Source organism: Streptomonospora sediminis (assembly GCF_054778995.1).
The window spans coordinates 13,648-35,639 of sequence record NZ_BAAGYZ010000018.1; the positions used below are offsets into that span (position 1 = coordinate 13,648).

19 protein-coding genes are annotated in these 21,992 nt (G+C 71.3%); 7 read left to right on the forward strand and 12 right to left on the reverse strand.

The features are described from left to right. Positions 1-2 precede the first annotated feature (2 nt). The 4 genes from ACYVD5_RS05095 to ACYVD5_RS05110 all read left to right on the forward strand — a co-directional run bounded on the left by ACYVD5_RS05095 (position 3) and on the right by ACYVD5_RS05110 (position 2,995). Entirely contained in the window at positions 3-884 is an 882-nt protein-coding gene (locus ACYVD5_RS05095) for a carbohydrate ABC transporter permease (protein WP_460999729.1), read from the forward strand. A 70-nt stretch (positions 885-954) separates the two neighbouring features. Further along, positions 955-2,364: a glycoside hydrolase family 5 protein gene (locus ACYVD5_RS05100; protein ID WP_460999730.1), complete on the forward strand. Its 1,410-nt coding sequence runs from the start codon at positions 955-957 to the stop codon at positions 2,362-2,364. Between the two features lie 161 nt (positions 2,365-2,525). After that, the gene (locus ACYVD5_RS05105; RefSeq protein ID WP_460999731.1) at positions 2,526-2,732 is read left to right on the forward strand and encodes a ribbon-helix-helix domain-containing protein; all 207 of its coding nucleotides are present in this window, start codon (positions 2,526-2,528) and stop codon (positions 2,730-2,732) included. Further along, positions 2,729-2,995 (forward strand): type II toxin-antitoxin system death-on-curing family toxin, encoded by a 267-nt coding sequence (locus tag ACYVD5_RS05110; RefSeq protein ID WP_460999732.1) that lies wholly within the window; start codon positions 2,729-2,731, stop codon positions 2,993-2,995. Before ACYVD5_RS05105 ends, ACYVD5_RS05110 begins: the two co-directional genes overlap by 4 nt. A gap of 173 nt (positions 2,996-3,168) precedes the next feature. On the opposite strand, the gene ACYVD5_RS05115 is transcribed toward ACYVD5_RS05110, so the two are convergent. Both ACYVD5_RS05115 and ACYVD5_RS05120 read right to left on the reverse strand, forming a co-directional pair. Next, entirely contained in the window at positions 3,169-4,653 is a 1,485-nt protein-coding gene (locus tag ACYVD5_RS05115) for an MFS transporter (RefSeq protein ID WP_460999733.1), read from the reverse strand. A gap of 56 nt (positions 4,654-4,709) precedes the next feature. Beyond that, positions 4,710-5,828: an FAD-dependent monooxygenase gene (locus tag ACYVD5_RS05120; RefSeq protein ID WP_460999734.1), complete on the reverse strand. Its 1,119-nt coding sequence runs from the start codon at positions 5,826-5,828 to the stop codon at positions 4,710-4,712. A 256-nt stretch (positions 5,829-6,084) separates the two neighbouring features. Here ACYVD5_RS05120 and ACYVD5_RS05125 point away from each other — a divergent pair, with 256 nt between their 5' ends. After that, complete coding sequence (locus tag ACYVD5_RS05125; RefSeq protein WP_460999735.1) at positions 6,085-6,693, forward strand: TetR/AcrR family transcriptional regulator; 609 nt, start codon at positions 6,085-6,087, stop codon at positions 6,691-6,693. A gap of 42 nt (positions 6,694-6,735) precedes the next feature. On the opposite strand, the gene ACYVD5_RS05130 is transcribed toward ACYVD5_RS05125, so the two are convergent. Further along, positions 6,736-7,824 (reverse strand): cation diffusion facilitator family transporter, encoded by a 1,089-nt coding sequence (locus ACYVD5_RS05130; RefSeq protein ID WP_460999736.1) that lies wholly within the window; start codon positions 7,822-7,824, stop codon positions 6,736-6,738. Positions 7,825-7,900: 76 nt separating this feature from the next. On the opposite strand from ACYVD5_RS05130, the gene ACYVD5_RS05135 reads away from it, so the two are divergent. Continuing rightward, on the forward strand, positions 7,901-8,260 hold the full coding sequence (locus ACYVD5_RS05135; RefSeq protein WP_460999737.1) for an ArsR/SmtB family transcription factor: 360 nt from the start codon (positions 7,901-7,903) through the stop codon (positions 8,258-8,260). Positions 8,261-8,556: 296 nt separating this feature from the next. Here ACYVD5_RS05135 and ACYVD5_RS05140 read toward each other — a convergent pair whose 3' ends face one another. After that, positions 8,557-9,393, reverse strand: a complete 837-nt coding sequence (locus ACYVD5_RS05140; protein WP_460999738.1) for an SAM-dependent methyltransferase — start codon at positions 9,391-9,393, stop codon at positions 8,557-8,559. A 279-nt stretch (positions 9,394-9,672) separates the two neighbouring features. Next, positions 9,673-10,647, reverse strand: coding sequence for a phosphatidylinositol-specific phospholipase C (locus tag ACYVD5_RS05145; RefSeq protein WP_460999739.1), 975 nt, complete (start codon positions 10,645-10,647; stop codon positions 9,673-9,675). A gap of 455 nt (positions 10,648-11,102) precedes the next feature. Here ACYVD5_RS05145 and ACYVD5_RS05150 point away from each other — a divergent pair, with 455 nt between their 5' ends. After that, on the forward strand, positions 11,103-11,855 hold the full coding sequence (locus ACYVD5_RS05150) for a TioE family transcriptional regulator (RefSeq protein ID WP_460999740.1): 753 nt from the start codon (positions 11,103-11,105) through the stop codon (positions 11,853-11,855). On the opposite strand, the gene ACYVD5_RS05155 is transcribed toward ACYVD5_RS05150, so the two are convergent. The 7 genes from ACYVD5_RS05155 to ACYVD5_RS05185 all read right to left on the reverse strand — a co-directional run bounded on the left by ACYVD5_RS05155 (position 11,856) and on the right by ACYVD5_RS05185 (position 21,988). Continuing rightward, positions 11,856-13,217, reverse strand: a complete 1,362-nt coding sequence (locus tag ACYVD5_RS05155; protein ID WP_460999741.1) for an amidohydrolase — start codon at positions 13,215-13,217, stop codon at positions 11,856-11,858. Further along, positions 13,214-14,218 carry a Gfo/Idh/MocA family protein gene (locus ACYVD5_RS05160; protein ID WP_460999742.1) on the reverse strand — a complete coding sequence of 335 codons (1,005 nt, stop codon included), beginning with the start codon at positions 14,216-14,218 and terminating at the stop codon, positions 13,214-13,216. Before ACYVD5_RS05160 ends, ACYVD5_RS05155 begins: the two co-directional genes overlap by 4 nt. Continuing rightward, the gene (locus ACYVD5_RS05165) at positions 14,215-15,720 is read right to left on the reverse strand and encodes a sodium:solute symporter family protein (protein ID WP_460999743.1); all 1,506 of its coding nucleotides are present in this window, start codon (positions 15,718-15,720) and stop codon (positions 14,215-14,217) included. Before ACYVD5_RS05165 ends, ACYVD5_RS05160 begins: the two co-directional genes overlap by 4 nt. 84 nt (positions 15,721-15,804) lie before the next feature. Next, positions 15,805-16,632: an IclR family transcriptional regulator gene (locus ACYVD5_RS05170; protein WP_460999744.1), complete on the reverse strand. Its 828-nt coding sequence runs from the start codon at positions 16,630-16,632 to the stop codon at positions 15,805-15,807. Then, on the reverse strand, positions 16,623-18,122 hold the full coding sequence (locus ACYVD5_RS05175) for an aldehyde dehydrogenase family protein (protein WP_460999745.1): 1,500 nt from the start codon (positions 18,120-18,122) through the stop codon (positions 16,623-16,625). The genes ACYVD5_RS05170 and ACYVD5_RS05175 overlap by 10 nt, the downstream gene beginning before the upstream one ends. 386 nt (positions 18,123-18,508) lie before the next feature. Next, a complete protein-coding gene (locus ACYVD5_RS05180; RefSeq protein ID WP_460999746.1) occupies positions 18,509-20,599 on the reverse strand; it encodes a beta-galactosidase in 2,091 nt (696 codons plus the stop codon). Between the two features lie 69 nt (positions 20,600-20,668). After that, positions 20,669-21,988, reverse strand: coding sequence for an ABC transporter substrate-binding protein (locus ACYVD5_RS05185; protein WP_460999747.1), 1,320 nt, complete (start codon positions 21,986-21,988; stop codon positions 20,669-20,671). Positions 21,989-21,992 lie beyond the last annotated feature (4 nt).

Genomic DNA, 21,992 nt, shown 5'->3' on the forward strand with positions numbered 1-21,992 from the left:
CCTTGGTACGCACACACGGCAGTTCGGCCGGACCGGCCGCCGCCACCGGCCGGGAAACCGGGCGCGGCCGGCGGTGGTCGTTCCCGCTGGTGCCGCTGCTGGGGATCGTCTGGTTCGCGGCGGCGTTCTACCCCGTCTACTACATGTTCATCAGCAGCCTGCGCGAGCAGGGCGACTACCTTGAGGGCAGCCCGTGGCTGCCGCCGCTGCAACCGATAGCCGGCAACTACGCCGAGGTCCTCGGCAGCGGGCTCGGGTTCTACTTCCTGAACAGCCTGTTCGTGGTCGCGCTGTCGGTGGCGCTGATCGTCTTCGTCAGCCTCTTGGCCGCCTATGTGATCGCGCGGATCCGCAGCAGGGCCATACGCGCGGTCTTCAACACCTTCCTGATGGGGTTGGCGATCCCGCTGCAGGCGGCGATCATCCCCATCTACCTGCTGATCGTGGAGATGGGTCTGTACGACACCCTCTACGCCCTCATCCCGCCCCAGGTGGCCTTCGGCATCCCGCTGACGGTGCTGATCCTGGTGAACTTCATCCGCGACATCCCCAACGAGCTTTTCGACGCGATGAAGCTCGACGGCGGCGGGCACCGGCGGACCCTGCGCACCCTGGTGCTGCCGCTTTCGCGGCCCGCCCTGGTCACCGTGGTCATCTACAACGCGCTACAAGCGTGGAACAACTTCCTGTTCCCGCTCGTGCTGACCCAGAGTTCCAACGTCCGGACGATCCCACTGGCCCTGCAGCAGTTCCAAGGCCAGTACGGCGTCAACGTGCCCGGGCTGATGGCAGCGGTGTTCCTGTCCACCCTGCCGATCATCCTCCTCTACATCGTCGCCCGCAGGCAGCTTCTCGGAGGCCTGGCTGCCGGCTTCGGCAGGTGATTCGAAACGGCCGGCGCGCCGCGGGGCACCCGCTCCCGGCGCGCCGGCCCACGGTTGAAAGGAGTCGGATTTGACCGGCGACGCACTGCTGTCCGTCCGCGGTCCGGAACTCGCGGACCGCAACGGCACCCCTGTCGTCCTGCGCGGCTTCGGCCTCGGCGGGTGGATGAACATGGAGAACTTCATCACCGGATACCCGGCGAACGAGGAGGCGCACCGCCACTCCGTCCGGCGGGTGCTGGGTGAGGAGAAGTACCGGCTGTTCTTCGACCGGTTCCTGGAGTACTTCTTCACCGAGGAGGACGCGCGCTACATCGCCTCCCTGGGACTCAACCTGCTGCGGCTGCCGATCAACTACCGGCACTTCGAAGACGACATGCGCCCCTTCGAGATCGACGAGGCGGGGTTCCACCACCTGGACCGGGTCATCGACCTGTGCGCCCGCCACGGCATCTACACCATCATCGACCTGCACGCGCTGCCCGGCTACCAGAACCAGCACTGGCATTCCGACAACCCCACGCACCGGGCCCTGCTCTGGACGCACAAGCACTTCCAGGACCGCGCGGTGCACCTGTGGGAGGCCATCGCCCGCCGCTACCGCAACAACCCGTGGGTGGCCGGCTACAACCCGATCAACGAGCCGGCCGACCCCAGCGAAGAGCAGATCATGCCGTTCTACGCGCGGCTGTACGAGGCGATCCGGGCCCAGGATCCCGACCACGTCATCTTCCTCGAAGGCAACCGGTACTCCCAGGACTTCCACATGTTCGGGGAGCCCTGGGAGAACGTCGTCTACACCAACCACGACTACGCCCTGCCGGGGTTCATCGACGGCGGCCCCTACCCCGGGACGAGCCGCGGCACCTACGTCGACCGCGACGTGCTCGAGGAGACCTTCCGGCGGCGCAGCGCCTACATGCTGGACCGCGGCCTGCACGTGTGGGTGGGCGAGTTCGGGCCCGTCTACACCGGCGACCCCGAGGGCGACGCGATGCGCTACCAGGTCCTCAATGACCAGTTGGAGATCTACGACCGCTACGGGGCCAGCTGGGCCATCTGGCTCTACAAGGACATCGGGCTGCAGGGGGTCGCCTACGCCGCACCCGACTCCCCGTGGCGGCGCCGGATCGGGCCGGTGGCGGCGAAGAAGGCGCGGCTGGGCGCCGACTGCTGGGGAGGCACCGAGGAAGGCATCACGCAGGTCATGCAGCCGGTCCGCGACCTGTTCGCCCGCGAGTTCCCCGACTACGCGCCGTTCCCCTTCGGCGCCTCGCGCGACATCCAGCAGCTCGTGCGGCACATCCTGCTGTCAGAGCCGCTGGTCGACGAGTTCGCCGAACTCTTCCGCGGTGCCACCGAGGAGGAGATCGACGAACTGATGCGTTCCTTCCTGTTCGAGAACTGCCACCTGCGCACCCCGCTGGCCGAGGTCCTGGCCGAACACTCCGGCACCGGCACCGCGGCACCCAGCCGGTAGACCCGGCTCCAGGCGTACCCGCCCCGGGCGGCGGCGACCGGACGGTGCACGGGCACCGACCGGTTCCGGCGCGCGGGGCGGTTCGTTCGCGGCAGGCCCTCCGGACGGGGCACAGGTAGCACACGCCATCCGAGCGGTATCACTCGTGACACCGTGGTTCCATGCCGATGACTTTGCGCTTGTCCGATGCCGAGGCCGATGCGCTACGCCGCCGTGCCGAGCTTGAGGACCGCTCGATGCAGGATGTGGTGGCCAGGCAGGCTGTTCGCGAATATGTCGAGAACCACAGCCGCTCCGAGCTCCTCCACCAAGTGCTGGACGACGAACTTCCGCGCTACGCCGAAGCTCTGGATCGGCTCGGTCGGTGATTCACCTGGGCCTGTCCGAGCTGCTTCACATTGCTGAGCGGGCAATCGGCAAGGACGTCGAGGTCCGCGACCACGGCTTGTTGGAATCGGCGTTGGCGCGGCCCCGCGCCACGGTATTCGGTACCGACGCCTACGCCACCCTGGAGGAGCAGGCGGCCGCACTGCTGCACTCGATTGCAGGCAATCATGCGCTCGTCGACGGAACAAGCGCTTTGCGCTGGCCGCGACGATCGCGTTTCTCGGTGTCAACGGCCAGCGGCTGACCCTCTCCAATGACGAAGCCTACGACTTCATCATGGCCGTGGCCGCTGGTGAACTCGACGGCGTCGCCGACATCGCCGCCCGAATCGAGCAGGCCACCGAGCCCCGCTGACACCGCCGGCTCACCCCGGGCCGGGCCCCGCCGTGCGGCGCGGCCCGGCCTACATCCGGGCGGTCAGGAACCGACGGTGGGCGCGTCCGAATGCTGCGGCGCCGCGGTGCCGGCCGATGCGGCGCGCCGCCCGCGCGCCAGGATGACCGCGGGCACCATGGCGAGTGCGAAGGCCACGCCGGCCAGCAGGATGTAGGAGTACACGCCGGTCGCCGTGCTCACCGGGGCGCCGCTGACAACAGGCCCGTCGGGGATGCGGGTGGCCTTGAGGATCTCGCCGCCGACGAACGTGAACAGGGCCGAGCCGAAGGCGAACATGACCGACACCAGACCCGAGACCGTACCCTGGCGCTCGGGCGGCGCAAGGTCGGTCGCCAGGTTGTAGCCGGAGGTCGAGATCGCGCCGGCGGCGATGCCGACCACGGCGCCGCAGACGACCGCCAGCGGGAACACCGACGCACCCAGCAGCATCCCGAAGGTCGCCACTGTCCCGACAGCGATGGCGACGAGGAACGGCTTTATGGTCCCGAACCGCCCCGCCAGCCACCCGGCGGCAATACCGCCGACGAACAGGCCCAACTGCGCGATGGCCAACAGGGCCGCCTTGCCCTCTCCGTCGCCCATCCCGTAGCCGAGTCCCCAATCGGCGGGTACCTCGGCGATGGTGGCCGTGAGCAGGAACATGCCCCGGAAGGCGCCCGCGGCCAGCACCAGGGCCAGCAGTGTCAGCAGGATGGGCCGGCTGAGAGCGCGGATGTCGACGATGGGCTCGGTGACCCGCAGCGCGACGAACGCCCAACCGCCCAACGCGGCGGCACCGGCCCCCAGCAGCGCGAGCATGCCCACCGACAGCCACCCGTAGTCCGCGGCAAGGCTGATGTAGGCGAGGATGGCGCCCATACCGCCGCCCAGCAGCAGCGCCCCGCCCCAGTCGATCCGGCCGGCGGTGCGGACCGGCGGCTCGGGGATGATGCCCCGCACCGAGATCGCGGCCACGATGGCGAGCACGCCCGCGGCGACGAACACGCTGCGGTAGCCGAAGACGTCGATGACCGGCTGCATCACCAGCGGCTCAAAGATCCCGCCGATCGACGCACCGGCCGTCACGAACCCGATCGCGGACAGTGCCACCTTCGAGGCGCACAGGTGGCGGATGAGGGCCACCGTGATGAAGATCGAGGCCAAGGCCGTGCCCTGCAGAAAACGCCCGAACAGGAAAATCCCGAGGTTGGGTGCTGCCATGCAGATCAGCGCACCCACACAGGTGGTCAGCAGCGTGACGATGAGCATCCGGCGCTGGCCGAAGATGTCGGAGGCCTTTGCGAGCAGCGGCGACCAGATGGCCCCGAACAGTAGCCCGCTCTGGCTCAGCCAGGCGATCTGATCGGTGTCGAAGGCGGCGAGCAGTTGGTTGATGACCAGGTTGGTGGATCCCATGGCCATGTCGGCCAGGATGTTGGCGAGGATGAGAACGGCGACCCACAGGACCAACCGCTTGCTCCAGCGGTGCTCCTGAGCATTGGGATCAGGCTCTTCCAGCGTTTTCACGGTGAGGTCTCTCTAGGACATCGGAGGGTAAGGTCGCGCGGTCCCGTTGGGCGGGTTCAGCTCGCGTCGGTGCCCGCTGCCGCTTTCAGGGCCTCGTTGCGGGCGGCGATGTCGGCCCAAGTGACCGGCAGGATGCGGTCGCGGCCGTCGTTGACGCTGTTCTGGGCGAAGGTGACGTAGGGGCGCTGGCGGGCCTCGTAGCGTTCGAACGCGGCGGTGTGGTCGCCGCCGCACCGGTCGAGTTCTTCGGCGAGAAAGCGAGCGCCGGTGAGCGCGAGGGACGTGCCCCGGCCCGAGAGGAAGGCCGCGCTGTACCCGGCGTCCCCGATCAGGACGACGCGCCCGCGGTGCCACGTGGACAGGTCGATCTGGCTCGCGGAGTCGAAGAAGAACTCGGGGTCGTCGCGGACCGCATCGAGCAGTTCCGGGATTCGCCACGACGTGTGGTCCGCGTAGATGTCGGTGAGGATCTTCTTCTGGGCGTCCCGGTCGTGGCGGTCGTAGTCGAGCGGCTCCGAGCGGAACTGGAAGGCCGCCAAGGCCGTGTCCTTGTAGCGGAAGATGCCCGCCATCCGGCTGGGGACGTTGTAAATCGAGTTGAAGCCCTTGTTCCCCGCCTCGCTGGGGAGGGCGGCGATCGCGATGTAGACGCCGAGGTGGCGGGCGCAGTCCCTTTCGTGCCCGAACACCAGCTTGCGCACCGCGGAGTGCTGGCCGTCGGCACCGATGACCACGTCGTACCGCCCGGTGCGGCCGGAGGCGAAGCGCACATCCACGCCGTCACCGTCGTCGGTCAGGGTGTCGATCGAGTCGCTGAAGCGGATCGGCGCGGGGTCGGGCAGCGATCCGGCGAGGATGCGGACGAGGTCGGCGCGGAGGATCTCGATGTCGTCGTCGGAGTCGCTGATCTGGGCCATGGGGACTCGGGCCACCTGCTCGCCGTCGCCGTCGACGAACCAGGTGGTCTCGGTCATCCGCAGCCGCTGCTCTTGGATCTTGTCGAGCAGTCCCATTTGCCCCGCGGTCTCGATCGCATCGCCGCGGATGTCGATGGGCGTGCCGGCAAGCCGGAGGTGGCGGTCGTACTCGACGACGGTGACGTCGTGGCCGCGGTTGCCGAACTCAAGCGCCGCGGCCAGGCCGGCGACACCGGCTCCGGAAATGAGGATGTTCACGATCTGTGCTCCAAACATGGCTGAGTGGACATGCCGGTCGGGTCAGCAGCGGCCCGCCGGTGGGCAAATCAAGGGGGAAGAGCAGAGCAGTACGGTCGGCGGTCGGCAGACGGGGCGCGGTTGGGCAACCCGGACACTAAAGCTGCACTAAAGCTACGAACTGTTGCTTTTAGCAGCTTACTGGCGACCGGCTTGCACCGCAACGACCAAGGTGGCGACAATCGACCCCGGAGTGAGATGGAGGAGGTGAGCAGGCGTGACCGACCGGACCGCCGACCAGGCGCCGGCGCGGCGCCCCGGCGGCCGCAACGCGCGGGTGCGAGCGCAGATCCTCGCCGCCACCACCGAACTCGTCGCACGCGACGGCATCGCGGGCTTCCGCTACGAGGAGGTCGCCGAGCTCGCCGGCGTGCACAAGACCAGCGTCTACCGCAACTGGCCCGACCGCGAGGAACTGGTCGTCGAAGCCCTGCTGGACTTCGCAGAGGACCTCGCATCGGTCGCCGACACCGGCGATCTCCACCGGGATCTGGCGGAGTTCCTGATGGACATTGCCGGTGGGCTGGAAACGCCGTTCGGCCGGACACTCGAACTGGCCATCTACAGCGCCGGCGGGAACCCCACCGTCCGCCAAGCGGTGGCCAGGATCCTGGAGCACCGCGTGGCCGCCATGCGGCAACGGGTGGACGCCGCTGTCGAGCGGGGCGAACTCCCCCCGGTCGACAGCTCGTTTCTCGGCGAGATGCTCTCCGGCCCGGTACACCTCATCGTTAACCGCGGCGTGCGCGCGTTCACCCGCGCCGACGCCGAGCGCATCGTCGCGGTGGTGCTGGCCGGCCTGCGAGCCACGGCACCGCACGGCTGAGCGGCGGCGGCCCGGCGGGGCCGCAGGCCGTACACCGCATCCTTACGGCCGGTGGTGGTGCGCCAATTCACCGTGGGCGTCTTGGGCGCCGCGGTCGGGTTCGACGTGCACCACGGCGGTCGCGAGCCGGGGCAGGGCGTGCAGCAGTGCGTGTTCGGCCCGGTGGGCGATGCCGTGCCCCTCGGCGACGCTCAGGCCCGCCTGCACTCTGATCGAGAGTTCGGCGCGCAGGCTGTGACCGGTCCAGCGCATTTGCACCTGCCCGACACCGGCCACCCCGGGAACCGCCGCGGCGGCGTCCTCGGCCGCCTGGACCAGGGCCGGGTCCACGGCGTCCAGCAGCCGACCGCCCACCTGCCGGGCCGCGCCGTAGCCCACGAACGCGATCGCGACGGTGATGGCCAGACCGATCAGCGGGTCGGCCAGGGGGAAACCCAGCGCCATCCCGGCCGCGCCGCCCACCACCGCCAGGGAGGTGAACCCGTCGGCGCGGGCGTGGGCGCCGTCGGCGACCAGCGCGGCCGAGCCGATGCGCCGCCCGATGCGGATGCGCCAGCGGGCGACCAGCTCGTTGCCTGCAAAACCGATCACGCCGGCCGCCGCCACCGCCCACAGGTGGTTCACGGTCTGGGGATCGGCCAGGCGGCGGATGGCCTCGTATCCCGCCGCCGCGGCCGAAGCGGCGATGAGCGCCACCACGATCACCCCGGCCAGGTCCTCGGCGCGGCCCAGCCCGTAGGTGAACCGGCGGGTGGCCGCGCGCCGCCCCAGCAGGAGCGCGGCGCCGACGGGGAGCGCGGTCAAGGCATCGGCGAAGTTGTGGATGGTGTCGCCCAGCAGCGCCACCGAGGCGGTCGCGGCAACGACCAGGGCCTGCAGGGCGGCGGTGGCCATGAGCGCGAGGAACGACCACACCAGGGTGCGCACCCCCAACCGGCTGGCCTCCAGCGCGGAGTCGAACCGGTCGGCGGTGTCGTGGCTGTGCGGGGTGAGGGCGTGGCGCACCCGCTCCCAGACCGCCCGTGTGCCGCGCCCGCCCCGGTGGCCGTGGCCGTGGCCGTGAGCATCGGTACCGCCGTTGCCATGGGCATGGCCGTGGCCGTGCTGGTGGTGCTCGTGCTGTGCGCCCATGGGGACCGGCCCTTCGTCTGGAGGTCGCAGGCCGGGCGGGTTGCGTCCAGGCCTCTCCAGCCGAGATTATGCAAATATGCGCGCACATGACAACGAGACCACCGCTCCCGGCTCCGAGGAGCAGTACGGCGCCGCCGCCGAGGTCCTGGGACTACTGGCCGATCCCACCCGGCTGCACCTGCTCCGGCTACTCAGCGACGAACACGACGTGACCACCCTGACCGCGAAGGTGGACGCGTCGCGTTCGTCGGTCTCGCAACACCTGGGGCGGCTGCGGCTGGCCGGCCTGGTCACCGCCCGGCGCGAGGGCCGCAGGATGCAGTACCGCATCACCAGCGACCACCTGGCCGCCCTGGTCAACGAAGCCCTGGGCTACGCCGACCACGCTGTCCACGACATCCCCCATCACCACGCCACCGGTTCCAACCACACCTGAGCCGGCCGAATGCCGGGGAAAGCGGCACCCGGGCGGCAACGGGCAGTAGCGGGTTGCCCTTTTCCAAGTAGCGAACGGAATGGGGCTGTGTTCCGGGGGGCGGCGCCCGGGCCCGGATGCCGTGCCCGGCCACCTTCCCTCCCTTTCAGGGGAAGCCGATCGCCGCTATCCGTGCCGTGCCGCTGCGCGACGCAGCGGCGCTGGGCACCGGCGCTGCCGGGTCGGCGGCACAGGCGGGCGCCGGGACCGCGGACGGCGGCCGACGGCGGGGCAGGTGCGCCCGCCGCCGGGGCGGGTCAGGGCTTGCGGCCGACGCCGCAGAACTGCGCGACCGGTGCGGGAGTGCCCACGTCCGCGGGGTCGGGGCGCCAGAGCGCGCACGAGACCACACCGGGCTCCACCGGGTGCAGCCCTTTGAGCAGCTCGCGCAGGTCGGCGGTGCTACGCAGGGTCAGCGGGGTCGAGCCGCACGCGTTCCACAGCCGGGCCGCCTCGTCCATGCCCTCGCGGTCGACCTCGTTGGTGGAGTGCGAGACCACCAGGAAACTGCCGCTGGGCACGGCCTCCAGCAGCCGCTTGACGAGCGCCCGCGCTTGAACCGCATCGGGGACGAACTCCAAGATGCCCAGCAGCATGATGGCCACCGGGCGGGTGAAGTCCAGAGTGCGCGCGGCGCCGGTGAGGATGGGACCGGGTTCGCGCAGATCGGCGTCGATGTAGTCGGTGGTCACGTCCCCGCCGCCGGTCAGCAGCGCGCGGGCGTGGGTGAGCACGACCGGGTCGTTGTCGACATAGACCACGCGGGACCCGGGCGCGACACCGGCGGCGATCTCGTGGGTATTGCCGGCGGTGGGGATACCGGTCCCGATGTCGAGGAACTGGCGCACACCGCCCTCGGTGGCCAGGTAGCGCACCACCCGGCCGAGAAAGGCGCGGTCGGCGCGCGCGTTGTTGACCATGGTGGGGATGGCGGCCAGGATCCGGTTGCCGGTGTCGCGGTCGGCGGCGAAATTGTCCTTGCCGCCGAGCCAGTAGTCCCAGATCCGGGCGGGATGGGCGACGCTGGTGTCGATGTCGCGCGCGGCGGCATCGGCCGAGGCGCCGGACTTCATCCATTCGGGCGTTTCGTTCATCGGTGCGCTCCTGCCTGTGGGCGTGGCAACGCTGAGGAACGGCCGGGGTGCGGGGATGGGATGGCGCCGCTGGTGGGAGGCGCGCCCGCCGATTACTCGTGACGCTGCGTAAGGATGGTACGACGTTGCGCCCTGTCCATGCGCGTACTTCGGCGAAGTCGCCGGTTCGCCGGGCCCTGCGGCACCGGTGTCAGCGCCGCGCCACTGGCCCGTTCCGCGATTCCCGCTCCCCCGGGCCGGCTCCCGGCCTGCTCTCCCGCGTCCGCTCTACCGGCCGGGTCAGCGGGAGTTGCGGCCGATGATGGCGTCCACCAGATCGGGGCCGGGGAAATCGGCCATGACGATACCGGTGCGCTGTACGTTCCCGGCGGCCAAGTGGTTCAGCGCACGCGAGTTCATGCCCTCGATCCCGAGGGTGCCGTGGGCGATGGAGGTGGGCAACGCTCCGCCCGAACCGCTGAGGTGGTTGACGTAGAGGACGTCAGGGCTGCCCGCGTCCGTGCGCTCGAAGTGGGCGCGGGCGGCGTCCCACTTCTGCGGGATGTCGAACACCGTGGGCAGGTGGTAGTCGTCCTGGATGTCCAGCCGCTCGCCGTTCCAGAGCGGCCCGTAGGCGCGGTCGGCGCCGAAGTCCTGCAGGATGACGATCCGGCCCCGTACCTCGCCAAGAGTGGGGATCCGCCCGTCGTAGCCGGCCGGCGGCCGCCACAGGTGCTGCTGGAGCCGGTCGCGGGTCTGCGGGTTGCCGTTGATGTACCAGTCCAGGGTCTGCTGGTAGCTGCGGGTGTTCCCCTCGGCGGTGTGCTCCTGTTTCACCCGCATCAGGACCGTCTCGCCGGGGTGCGCGCGCAGGAAGTCGGTGGTGGCGGCGACCACGTCGGCGAAGTTGGCGTGCAGGTACTCCGACCCGTGGTGGATGGGGAACGCGTCGTTGTGGTGGCGGGTGCGGATGTCCAGGGCCCGCACACCGGCGTCCAGTTGCTCGGGCAGCGGGCTTTCCTGGGTCAGCGAGATGATCGAGGCGTCGTAGGCCATCGTGTCGTGGGTGCCCGGGATGGACAGCGCGGCCAGGCCGGTGCCGTCCGGTAGGCGGCTCATCCAGTCGGGGTTGGACGCCAGGTGCAGGTCGCCGCTGTGCCGGGTGTCGGCAAGGGCGGCGGGCGCGGGCAGCGCCATGGCGGCGGTGGTCGAAATGGCGAGGGCAACGGCGATGAGCACGGCGAGGACGCGGGCGCGCGCGGGCACGGCGGTCATGGGGGATCCTCGGGGCGGGGGTGGGTCGGTGAATCGCCTGCCGCGTCGGGTCACCGCGGGAGAGCGCGACCAGGATGCCACCGCCATTGGTACCGCGGTCAAGCCCCGGCTGCCGGGCGCGGGTCCCGCGGCCGGCGGGGCGCCCGCGGCCGCCGCCGGCGCCGCCGCCGGATTCTGGTGGCACGGGCGCTCGCCCGGAACGGCGAGCGGGTCCCCGGCCGCCGCGGCGCCGGGGTCTGGCCTCGGTTTCGGGCGACCGAATCAGGCCGTATGGCGCGACCGGGTGAGGTGCGCAAGCAGGCTCTCCCGGATGGCCGGCCTCGAACCGAACACCAGGAGGAATCGGATGACCAACGGGACCGTACCGTCTCCGCAATCCGGCACCGCAGTCCCGTTGAGGCTTCGCCGACCCTTCCAGGCCGGGCATGCAGTAAAGTCTCAATCGGGTGATAACCATGCGACCGACCGACCTCGCGCGCGAGCACGGCATCTCGACCCAGGCCGTCCGCAACTACGAGCGCGACGGGTTCGTTCCGCCCGCTGAGCGGACGGCCAGCGGGTACCGGATCTACACCGAGGCGCACGCGGCGGCGCTGCGTGCCTACCTTGCGCTCGTGCCGGCCTACGGCTACGCGGCCGCCGGCCGGATCATGAACGCGCTGCACGGCGGCGGGCTCGACCATGCGCTGGCGATCATCGACGGCGGCCACAGCCAACTGCTCCGCGACCGCGAAACCCTCGACGGGGTGCGCAAGGCCGTGGACCACCTGACCGCCGAGTCCGGCACCGCCGCCGACCGGCCGATCGGCCCCGATGTCCGGACCATCGGCGAACTCGCCCACCGGCTCGGGGTCACCCCGGCAACCCTGCGCAACTGGGAGGATGCGGGCATCATCGCCCCTGCGCGGGACCCGGAAACCGGGTACCGCGTCTTCGGACCGGGCGACATCCGCGATGCCGAGCTCGCCCACCTCCTCCGGCGCGGCGGCTACCTGCTGGACCACATCGCCGATGTGGTCCACCAGGTCCGCACGGCCGGCGGCACCGGCTCGCTGTCGGCTTCGCTCGACGACTGGCAGCAGAAGCTCACCGCGCGGGGCCGGGCCATGCTCACCGCGGCCACCCGGCTCGACCACTACCTGCACCTGCTCGACCGCACCGCGCCCGCCGAGCCCGCCGAGCCCGCCGCCGCGGCGCCCTCGCCTTGATCAACCGCCGCTCCCCGCGGCGAACTCGGCCCGTGCCGCCGCGCGCAGCTCCGGGTCGGCGAGGAAGTCGGCGACCGTGGCCGCAAGCCCGTGCGCTCCGGCGATGGCGCCGTCGTCGCCTTCGGCCCCACCCGCGTAGCGGGCGAACTCCTCGGTGTGCAGCGACACGTCCGGCGGCGCGATGGCGATCATCGGGTGGATGGACGGCACCTGCATGCTTACGTTTCCGAAGTCGGTGGAGACGGCGAACGTCTCGGGCACGACCCCGTCGGGCAGCACCCGGCGGCCGCGGCCGGCCATGTGGTGCGCCCACCGCCCCGCCAGTGCGTGATTGTGCTTCAGCGGCAGGTACGCGGGCACGGGATCCCAGGTCACCTCGACGCTGGTGCCGGTGGCCCGGGCGGCGCCGTCGAAGACCGCGTCCAGGCGCGCGCACAGGTCCTCCAGCGTCGCCGGGTGGGCCGAGCGGGCGAAGAGCTGCAGTGCGGCACGAGCCGGCACCACGTTCGGGCGGTCACCGCCGTCGCTGATGATGGCGTGCACCCGGTCGGAGGCCGGCAGGTGTTGGCGCAGTGCCGCGATCCCGTTGTAGGCGCCCACCGCGCCGTCGAGAGCGTTGCGCCCCATGAACGGCATTGCCGCCGCGTGCGCTGCGGCACCGCGGTAGACGACGTCGACCGCCCGCCGACCGAGGAAGGGCAGGGTCGCGACGTCGTAGCTGAACGGGTGCACCATCACAGCGGCGTCCACTCCGTCGAGCCCGCCGGCGGCGATGATGTGCGCCTTGCCGCCGCCGCCTTCCTCGGCGGGTGTGCCGAACAGTTCCACGGTCCCGCCGAGTTCGCCGATCCGGTCGGCCAGCGCCAGCCAGGCGCCGACCGCACCGGCGCAGATGACGTTGTGTCCGCAGCCGTGGCCGATGCCGGGCAGCGCGTCGTACTCGGCCATGACCACGACCCTGGGCGAGCCGTGCCCGGCGCGTGCCCGCAACGCGGTAGGCAACCCGAACGCGCCGGTCTGCACCTCGTGGCCGCGCTGCCGCAGGAGCGCGGCCACCGCCGCGACCGCATGGTGCTCCTCGTAGGCCGGCTCGGGGTGGGCATGCAGGTCGCGGCTGAGGGCGAGCAGGTCGGACCGGTCGCGCCGGACCGCGGCGCCGAGGCGGTCGTGCACCGCTGCGCCGGCGCCCTGGTGCGGTGATCCGGGCGGCTCGGCTTGGCGCACCCGCTGTGCCGTGGTCTCGCGCAGAGCGTCGAGGTAGGCGGTGCTGATGGCGCCTGCGTTGCCGCTGCCGGCTCGGTTGTTGTTTCCTGCTCCGTTGCCGCCTGCGGCTGTGCTGCCGCCGGGTCCGTTCCCGGTCACTGTGCGACCTCCGCGGGGTGTCCGGTGCGCAGCGACTCCTCGACCGCGAACGCGACCCGCGCCGCAGCGAGGCCCTGCTCGATCGTTGCGGCGGCACTGCCGCGCCCGCGCGCCGCGGCGACCCATTGCTCCACCTGGTTGCGCAGCGACCCGACGACGCGTCCGCCGGCCGCGGGCCAGTGCAGCGCGTCGTGGGCCTGCTGCCCGGCGGCGGTGGCGACCATGACCTCGTCGCCGCCGCCGATCTCCAGGCTCCCGCCCGTTCCCGCGACGAACATGCGGGTTTCCAGACCGCGCGGGCTGGTGTCGGCGACGACCCAGGTGAGTTCCAATGAGGCGACCGCGCCGTTGCCGCAGGTAAGCGAGACGAGCGTGGTCGCGTCGACGTCCCACTCCCAGCCGCCGGGCCGGTTTGCGATGGCGTGGACGGTGCGGACGGGGCTGCCTGCCAGCCACGCGACGGCGTCGAAGTCGTGGACGCCGAGGTAGTAGAGCAGCGAGGTGCGCCCGGCGACCCGCCGCGCCGTCTGCTGCCGGCTGCGCCGCACGCCGGTGATGTGCACGACCGGACCGAAGTCCGGCTGCGCAGCGGCTGCGGCTGCGGCCTGGTACCGCGGGTCGGCCCGCAGCAGGTGCGCAGCGGCGTGGGTGCCCGCGGTGCCGTCGAGTCCGGCGGCCAGTCGCTCGGCATCGGCCGGGGTGCTCGCCACGGGTTTCTCCAGCAGCAGGTCCAGGCCGGCCGCAGCCACCGCGATCGCGGGATCGGTCTGCGCGGACTCCGGCAGGGCGACGATCACGGCATCGGCGGCACCGGAATCGAGCATCCGCCGGTGGTCGGTGAAGGCGGTGGCGCCGTACTGCTCGGCCGTGCCGGTCGCCAGGCCCTCGTCGGCGTCGCACACGGCGGTGAGGCGGGCGCCGGCGAGGTCGGCGGCGATCGCGGCGTAGCGCCGGCCCATGAATCCCAGGCCGAGTACTGCTATTCGGGTCGGTTCGGTCATTGGTGCCCCTCTTCTCGGTTGGGTTGCGGTGCGTGCGCCGCGGGGGGTTCGGCGGCGGCGGTGCTGCTGCGTTGCGACGCCATGTGGGTGGCGTCGGGGTCGGCGGCGCGGTCGGGCTTGGACAGGAGGCTGCCGATGACGAGGGCGGCCGCGCCGACCAGGAACGCGGCGTAGACCGGGGTGATGCCGAGGAACCCGGCGGCGGGGTCGCCGTTCACCACCCAGGAGGCGACCGCGACCGCAACCGTGGCGGTTCCCCCGCCGACGATCGCCCACCACGCGCCGGTGGCGGTCGCGCGCCGCGACAGCCACGCGGCGACGGCGACCACGAACAGGCCGCCGGTGGCGACTCCGTTGCCGAGCACGAACAGTTGGCTCAGGTCGGGGATGGTGAAGGCGAGGAGCAGGCCGATGCCGCACACCGCGATGGTGCACAGGCGGGCGCCGCGGACCAACCGCGCCTGGTCGTTGACGCCCATCCGCTTCTGGTAGATGTCGCGGACGAAGTTGGCGGTCGCGTCCAGCACCATCGAGTCGAGTACCGACATGATCGACCCGATCAGGGAGACCGCGAACAGCGCGCCGATCCAAGTGGGCATCTGGTTCAGGTACAGGAACGACAGGGCCTGTTCGGGCGCGACGCTGTCGGGGACCATGTCGCGCGCCAGGACACCGACCAGTACCGGCAGCAGCAGGCTGGCGAAGGAGAGCAGCGTGCCGATGGTCATCCCGCGGAACGCGGTCCGCTCGTCCTTGGCGGCGTAGGCGCGCTGCCACATGGGCTGGTAGATGAAGTAGTAGGGGCCGGATGCGGCGATCACACCGAAGAACACGCCCCATCCGGTGGCGGCCGGGTTCCAGGTTCCGGCCACCGAGGGTTCGGTCAGCGGTGCGGTGCCGACATCGGCGAACAGCGCGATGACCAACACGATCGGGCCGATCGTCTGCAGGATGGTCTGCACGCCGTCGGTGACGATGACCGAACGCATGCCGCCCATCAGGCAGTAGACGACGGTGACCAGGACCGACACGATCATCGACAGTTCCATCGACCAGCCCAGGACCACCGACATCACCCCGGCCATCGCCAGGATCTGCATGCCGGTCAGCACCACCGAGCGGGCCATCGTGAACACCGCCGCCGGTACCCGCACCCGTTCGCCGAACCGCAGCGCGAAGAAGTCGGGCAGCGTGAACTGCTTGATGCGGTTGATGTAGCGGACAAAGAGCAGCGCCCAGACCATGGTGAACGCGTAGGCGGAGAGGAACGGCACGGCGGCGGTCAGCCCGGTTTCGTAGGCCCCGGCGGTGACGGCGACGAGCGTGCCGCCGCCGATGTTGGTGCCGACCACGGTGCCGATCATGGGCCAGAACGACACCTTCCGACCGGCGACGGAGAAGTCCTCCTGGGTCGCGATTCCCTTCCGGTGGTACATGCCCAGTAACAGGACCAGCAGGAAGTAGGCGACGAAGACGGCGATGACCGTGGCAGAGGTTTCCATGGCGGGAACTCCTTGTGCGAAAAGGGGGTGAGAACCCGGGCGGGGGATCACGGGTGGCGGGCGGCCTGGGCCCGGCGGCCGGTGTCAGCCGCGGGTGTCGGCGTCCTCGGCGGTGGTGCCGGTGGCGGCGCCGACCGGTCCCGAGCCGGCGGCGAGCCGGGCGGTGACGGCGCCGGCCCGCTCCTGCAGCAGTGCGGTGAGTTCGGTGCGCCTGCCGAGCACCCGGTTCAGCGGGCCCACCGCGCTGAACGCGGCGACCACCTCGGTGCCGCTCCACACGGGCACGGCGACCGCGCCGACCTCCGCGTCGAGCTCGCCCCGGCTGACCGCGGCCCCATCGGCGCGGATCTGCGCGAACTCCGCCAGCAGCGCCGCCGACTCCGTGGGGGTCTCGTCGGTGAAGTGGGCCAGCGTGCGTTGGCCGAACAGCGCCCGCTGCTCGCGTTCGCTGCGCCAAGCGAACAGCACCTTGGCGCCAGCGCCGGCGTTTCCGGGTATCCGGCCGCCGACCTGGGTGGAGTACCTGACCGCGGCGGGTCCTTCGATGGCGGCGAGGCACAGTGCCTCGTCGCCATCGGGGACGGTGAACAGCGCGGTCTCCCTGGTCTGCCGGGCCAGGTCGCGCAGCAGCGGCCGGGCGACGGTCAGCAGGGGGTTGTCGCGCGCGGCGAGCTGGCCCAGCTCATAGGCCGCGGGGCCGAGCCGGTAACCGCGGTTCTCCGGGTCGGCCACCAGAAAGCCGCGGTGGGCGAGCGTGGCAAGGAGCCGGCTGGTCACCGACTTGTCCCAGCCGAGATGGCGGGCCAGCTCGGTCGAGCGCCAGTGCGGGTGGGCGGAGTCGAACTCCAGCAGTACCTGGAGCGCGCGGTCGACGGTCCGCAGCGGCGCCGGCGCGTCCCCTCCTACGCCCACGGCGACCTCCAGCCGGTGTCGCCGAGCCACACGGTCTTGGGGAGCATGTACTCGTACTGCGCCTCAGCGCCGAGTTCGACCCCGACCCCGGACTGGCGGCGGCCGCCGTAGGGCACGGCGGGGTGCAAGCGGTGGATGGTGTTCGCCCACACGATTCCGGCGTCGAGTGCACGCACCGCGTATCTGACCTGGTCGGGCCGGTTGCCCCAGACCGTGGCGGCCAGTCCGTACTCGGTGTCGTTGGCCAGCGCGATCCCTTCGTCGAGGTCGCGGTAGCCGGTGATGGTCAGCACCGGGCCGAAGATCTCCTCGCGGAACAGCGGCGACTCCGGGGGGACCCGGTCGACGACGGTCGGCGCGACCCACCAGCCGTCCTCGAACCCGGCGGGGTGCAGGCGGTGGCCGCCGGCGCGCACGACGGCGTCGGTTCGGGCGGTTTCGAGGTAGCCGAGCACGCGTTGCAGGTGTTCGGCCGAGATCAGCGCCCCGACGTGAGTTCCGGGGTCGCGGGGGTCGCCGACGCCCAGCGCTTCGGTCCGGCGCAGGATCCGCTCGACCAGCGCGTCGTGGGCGTCCTCGTGCACGAGGACCCGGCTGCCCGCGGTGCAGGTCTGCCCGCTGTTGGCGAAGGACGTGTGCACGGCGGCGTCGGCGGCGGTGTCGAGGTCGGCGTCGGGCAGGATGAGCGAGGCGGTCTTGCCGCCGAGCTCCAGCGTGAAGGACCGGACCAGGTCGCTGCCGTTGCGGACCAGGGCCCTGCCGGTTTCGCTGCTGCCGGTGAACGCGATCTTCCGGATGCGCGGGTGGGCGGCAAGCGCGGCGCCGGTGGTCGGCCCGTCCCCGGTCACGGTGTTGACCAGGCCCGCCGGCAGCCCGGCCGCCGCCGCCAGCATCGCCATGCGCAGCGGTACCAGGGGTGCCTGTTCGGCCGGTTTGACCACGACCGCGTTGCCGCAGGCGAGGATGGGTGCGACCTTTGTCGCGAAGTTGGATGCGGGGTAGTTCCACGGGATGATCGCGGCGACGACGCCGTAGGGCTCGTAGCTGGTGTAGGTCAGCTCGGTTTCGGTCACCGGGATCATCGCCCCGCGCAGGGTCCGTGCCCACCCGGCATACCAGCGCACCGTGTCCGCCGCGCGGCCGACCGACCCGGCGGCGACCGCGAGTGGTTTTCCGGTGTCGGCGACGTCGAGCTCGGCCAACTCCGCGGCGTGCTCGTCGATGGCATCGGCGAAGCGGTGCAGCAGCCGGCTCCGGGCGGAGACCTCCATACGCGCCCACTCGTCAGCCGCCGTTTCGGCCGCGGCCACGGCCGCCTCGACGTCGGCGGCGTCGCCGGCCGCCTGCTCGGCGATGCGGCGACCGGTCGCGGGATCGTCGACGGGCAGCCCCCGACCGGCCGCCGGCGGGTAGGCGGCCCCGCCGATCTGGTGGGCGAGGATTCCCCGGCGGGTTTTCTCTATTTCCGCAACCGCGGATCCATTTGGCATGCCGGAATGATGTGGACCGCCCTTTGGGATGTCAATCCCCTGCGCTGCGGATCCGCGGAAGCGGCGGCTCTCGCAACCCGGCGGCCGGTGTCGGCGCCGACCCGGATCCGCGTGTGCGGCGGGGTTTGCGAGCAGCCCGGGATGCGGGCGGACGTTTGTGTGACCTGAGTCACTTGAACTGGATCACCACTGGTCCGCGGGCCGCGGGCCGCGGCACTGACGGCCTCGGGGTGGCCCGACCGCTCCGGACCGGGACACCGGTGGAACCGTGTGGTTCCGGCTCCGCGGCCCGCCCGGCGGTGGCGACCATGCGGAAATGCCTGTCTGAGCTTTGAAATCCAGGAATTTCTGCATGATCAACGGTAAGCCGGGTGGCCGGGCGGCCCTTAGTCCGCCGGGTGCCGCAGGACCGCGATGCCGCGCGGGGGCAGGATGCGGGCGCCGTCCGGCAGGCCCGCCGGGTCGGCGATATCCCCGCCGAGTTCGGCCAGGTCCACCTCTGCCGCAGTGCGGTTGGCCACGAACCAGTACTCCGCGCCGCCGCCACTGCCGCCACTGCCGGCACCGCCGCCGCCGTCGGTGCGCACCGCCAGTTCCACGCGTCCGCGCAGCGCGGGCGGCAGTTCGCCGGAGACCCCGGCGTGTGCCAGCAGCCCCGGCAGCAGCCCGGCCAGGCCCTCCGGGCCGAGCCGTGTCGACACGTAGGCCGCCGAACCCGGCCCGGCGCTGCGGCGGGTGATGGCCGCCTTCCCGGCCTGCGGCCCGTCGGCGTAGGAGGCAAGCACCTCGGTGCTCGGGTCGGTGACGGTGATGTCGTCGCTCCACAGAGTGCCCGTGGATCCGTCGTCGAGGCGGACCTCCTCGTCGGGCTGCAGCGGCGCGAACTCCTCGATGCGCAGGCCCAGCAGCTCGCGCAAGGGCCCGGGGTAGCCGCCGAGCCAGGCGTGGTCGTTGGAGTCGACGATGCCGGAGAAGTAGGTGGTGACCAGGTGCCCGCCGCCCTCGGTGTAGCGGACCAGCTCCTCGGCCCGGTTCTCGTCCACCATGTGCAGGACGGGCGCGACCACCATCCGGTAGCCCTCAAGCCCGGTGCCCACCGGCACCACGTCGGCGCGCACGCCGCAGGCGAGCAGCGCCGAGTACCAGTCCAGCGCCTCCTTGCGGTAGCGCAGCAGCGAGGAGGGATGGGAGTCCTGCTCGCTGGCCCACCAGGACTCCCAATCGAACAGGATCGCCACCGGTGCCGGCTTGCGGCGCGTCCCGGCCAGCGGTGCGAGCCCGTCGAGCCGCGCGCCCAGTGCGGCCACCGAGCGGAACACCGCGCTGTCGGCCCCGGCGTGCGGCACCATCGCCGAATGGTACTTTTCGGCGCCCGCGGCGGACTGGCGCCACTGGAAGAAGCAGACCGCGTCGGCGCCGTGTGCCACGTGCAGCAGCGAGTCGCGCGCCAGCTCGCCGGGCGCCTTGGCGCGGTTGACCGGCTGCCAGTTGACGGCGCTGGTGGAGTGCTCCATCAGGAACCAGGGGCGCCCGCCGGCGATGTTGCCGGTCAGGTTCGCCGAGAACGACAGCTCGTCCAGCGCTTGGGCGCCGGGGCGGATGTAGTGGTCGTTGGAGACGAAGTCGACCTCGTCGGCCCAGTCCGCGTAGTCCATCCCGCGGCTCTCCCCCATCACCATGAAGTTGGTGGTGATCGGTACGTCGGGGGTCAGGGCCTCCAGCACCTCGCGTTCGGCGCGCAGGTACTCCTTGAGCGCGTCGGAGGAGAACCGCTTGAAGTCCAACTGCTGCGTGGGGTTGGGGTGGGAGGCGGCCAGCCGGGGCGGCAGCACCTGGTCGAAGGCGGTGTAGCGCTGCGACCAGAACGCGGTTCCCCAGGCGGTGTTGAGCCCTTCGACGGTTCCGTAGCGAGCGCGCAGCCACGTCCGGAACGCCGCTGCGGCGTCGTCGGAGTAGTCGTAGATGTTGTGGCAGCCCAGCTCGTTGGAGATGTGCCAGGCGGCCAGCGCCGGATGGTCGGCGTAGCGGCGGGCCACGGCCTCGGCCAGCCGCAGCGCGTGGGTGCGGAACACCGGCGAGGTGGGCCGCCAGTGCTGGCGTGCGCCCGGCCACACGGTCTCGCCGGTGGCGGTGACCGGCAGGATCTCGGGGTGGTTGGTGGTCAGCCACGGCGGCGGGGAGGCGGTCGCCGTGGCCAGGTCCACGGCGATGCCGTTGGCGTGCAGCAGGTCCATGGCCTCGTCCAGCCAGGCGAAGTCCCACTCGTCTGGGCCGGGTTGGATGCGGGCCCAGGAGAAGATGCCCAGCGAGACGATGTTGACGCCCGCCTGGCGCATCAGCCGGACATCTTCGTCCCAGACTTCGCGCGGCCACTGCTCGGGGTTGTAGTCGGCGCCGTAGGCCAGCCGCGGGGCCGGGCCCGGGCGGGCGGTGTTCTCGGGCCAGCGCAGCCAGCGGTGGGGTCGGGCAGCAGCCATGGTGTTCCTATTTTTCCTTTCGTGCACTGGGCACTGGGGCGGGGAGCGGGGCACCGGGACGCGGGGCGGTCACTCGTTGACGGTGAAGCCCTGCTGGTTCCCGTACTCGGTGATCTGCTTCTGCCAGGTGCCGAGACCGTCCTCCAGGGTCCTGTCGGAGACGTAGGCCTTGCCGACGGTGTCGTTGAACACCTCGTTGGCGTAGACCTGGTACGGCAGGTAGGACCAGCCCTCGACCACGTTTCCGGCGGACTCGGAGAACACCTTGTTGGCCTGCTGGCCGCCGAAGTACTCGAACTCGTGGGAGAGGAACTCGTCGTCCTGCAGGTCGGCGGTTGTGGCGGGGAAGGCGCCGTTGTCGAGGCGGGTGGCCACGCCGTCGCCGGTGGTCGCGTAGTCGGCGAAGGCGTAGGCGAGCGCCTTGTTCTCGCTGGCTTCGGGGATGGCCAGGGAGCTGCCGCCGTTCTCGGCGCTGGCGCTCGCGCCCTGCTCCCACTGGGGCAGCGGGGCCACGCGCCAGGAGCCTGCGCCGTCGGGGACGCTGGATTGCAGGTTGGCGGGCATCCAGGCGCCCGCGATGATGCTGGCGATGGTGCCGTCGGCCATGCCCTGGAACCATTCGTCGGTCCAGGGGTTGATGGGAGCGACGAGCTCTTCGTCGAGGAGCTGCTGCCAGGTTTCGGCGTAGGTCCGGGTGCCTTCGTCGGCGAGGTCGACGGTCACGTCGGTGCCGTCGACTTTGAAGGGGGTGCCGCCCGCCTGCCAGATGAGGCTGGTGGTGACCCCGGCGTCGCCGGTGTCGTTGGTGATGTGGGCGCTGGAGTCGGCCGCGTGCAGGTCGCGGGCGGCGTCGACGTACTCGTCCCAGGTGGCGGGTACTTCGATGCCGTGTTCGTCGAAGATGTCCTTGTTGTAGAACAGCGCCATGGGGCCGGAGTCCATGGGCAGGCCGTAGACGCCGTCTTGGAGGTTGACCGAGCTCCACGGGCCGGCCGAGAACGTGCCTTCGAGGTCGCCGGCTCCGAAGGACGACAGGTCGGCCACCGACTCGCCCACGGCGAACTGGCTCAGCGCGAAGTATTCGATCTGGGCCAGGTCGGGGCCGCCCGAGCCCGCCTTTGCGGCGTTCTGCAGGGCCGAGTACTGGTCCTTGCCGGTTCCGGCGTTGACCAGTTCGACGGTGACATTGGGGTGCTCGGCCTCGAATTCCTTGGCGACCGGCTTGAGCGTGGGCTCCCAGGCCCACACCGTGATCTTGCCGCCTTCTTCCAGAGCGGACTGGGCGTCGTCGGCTCCGGACTCGCCGCCGGAACCGCAGGCGGTGGCGCCCAGCAGCAGGGCGGCGGCAGCGGCCAGTCCGCGCAGCGGGGTGCGTCCATCTGGTGCCATGGTG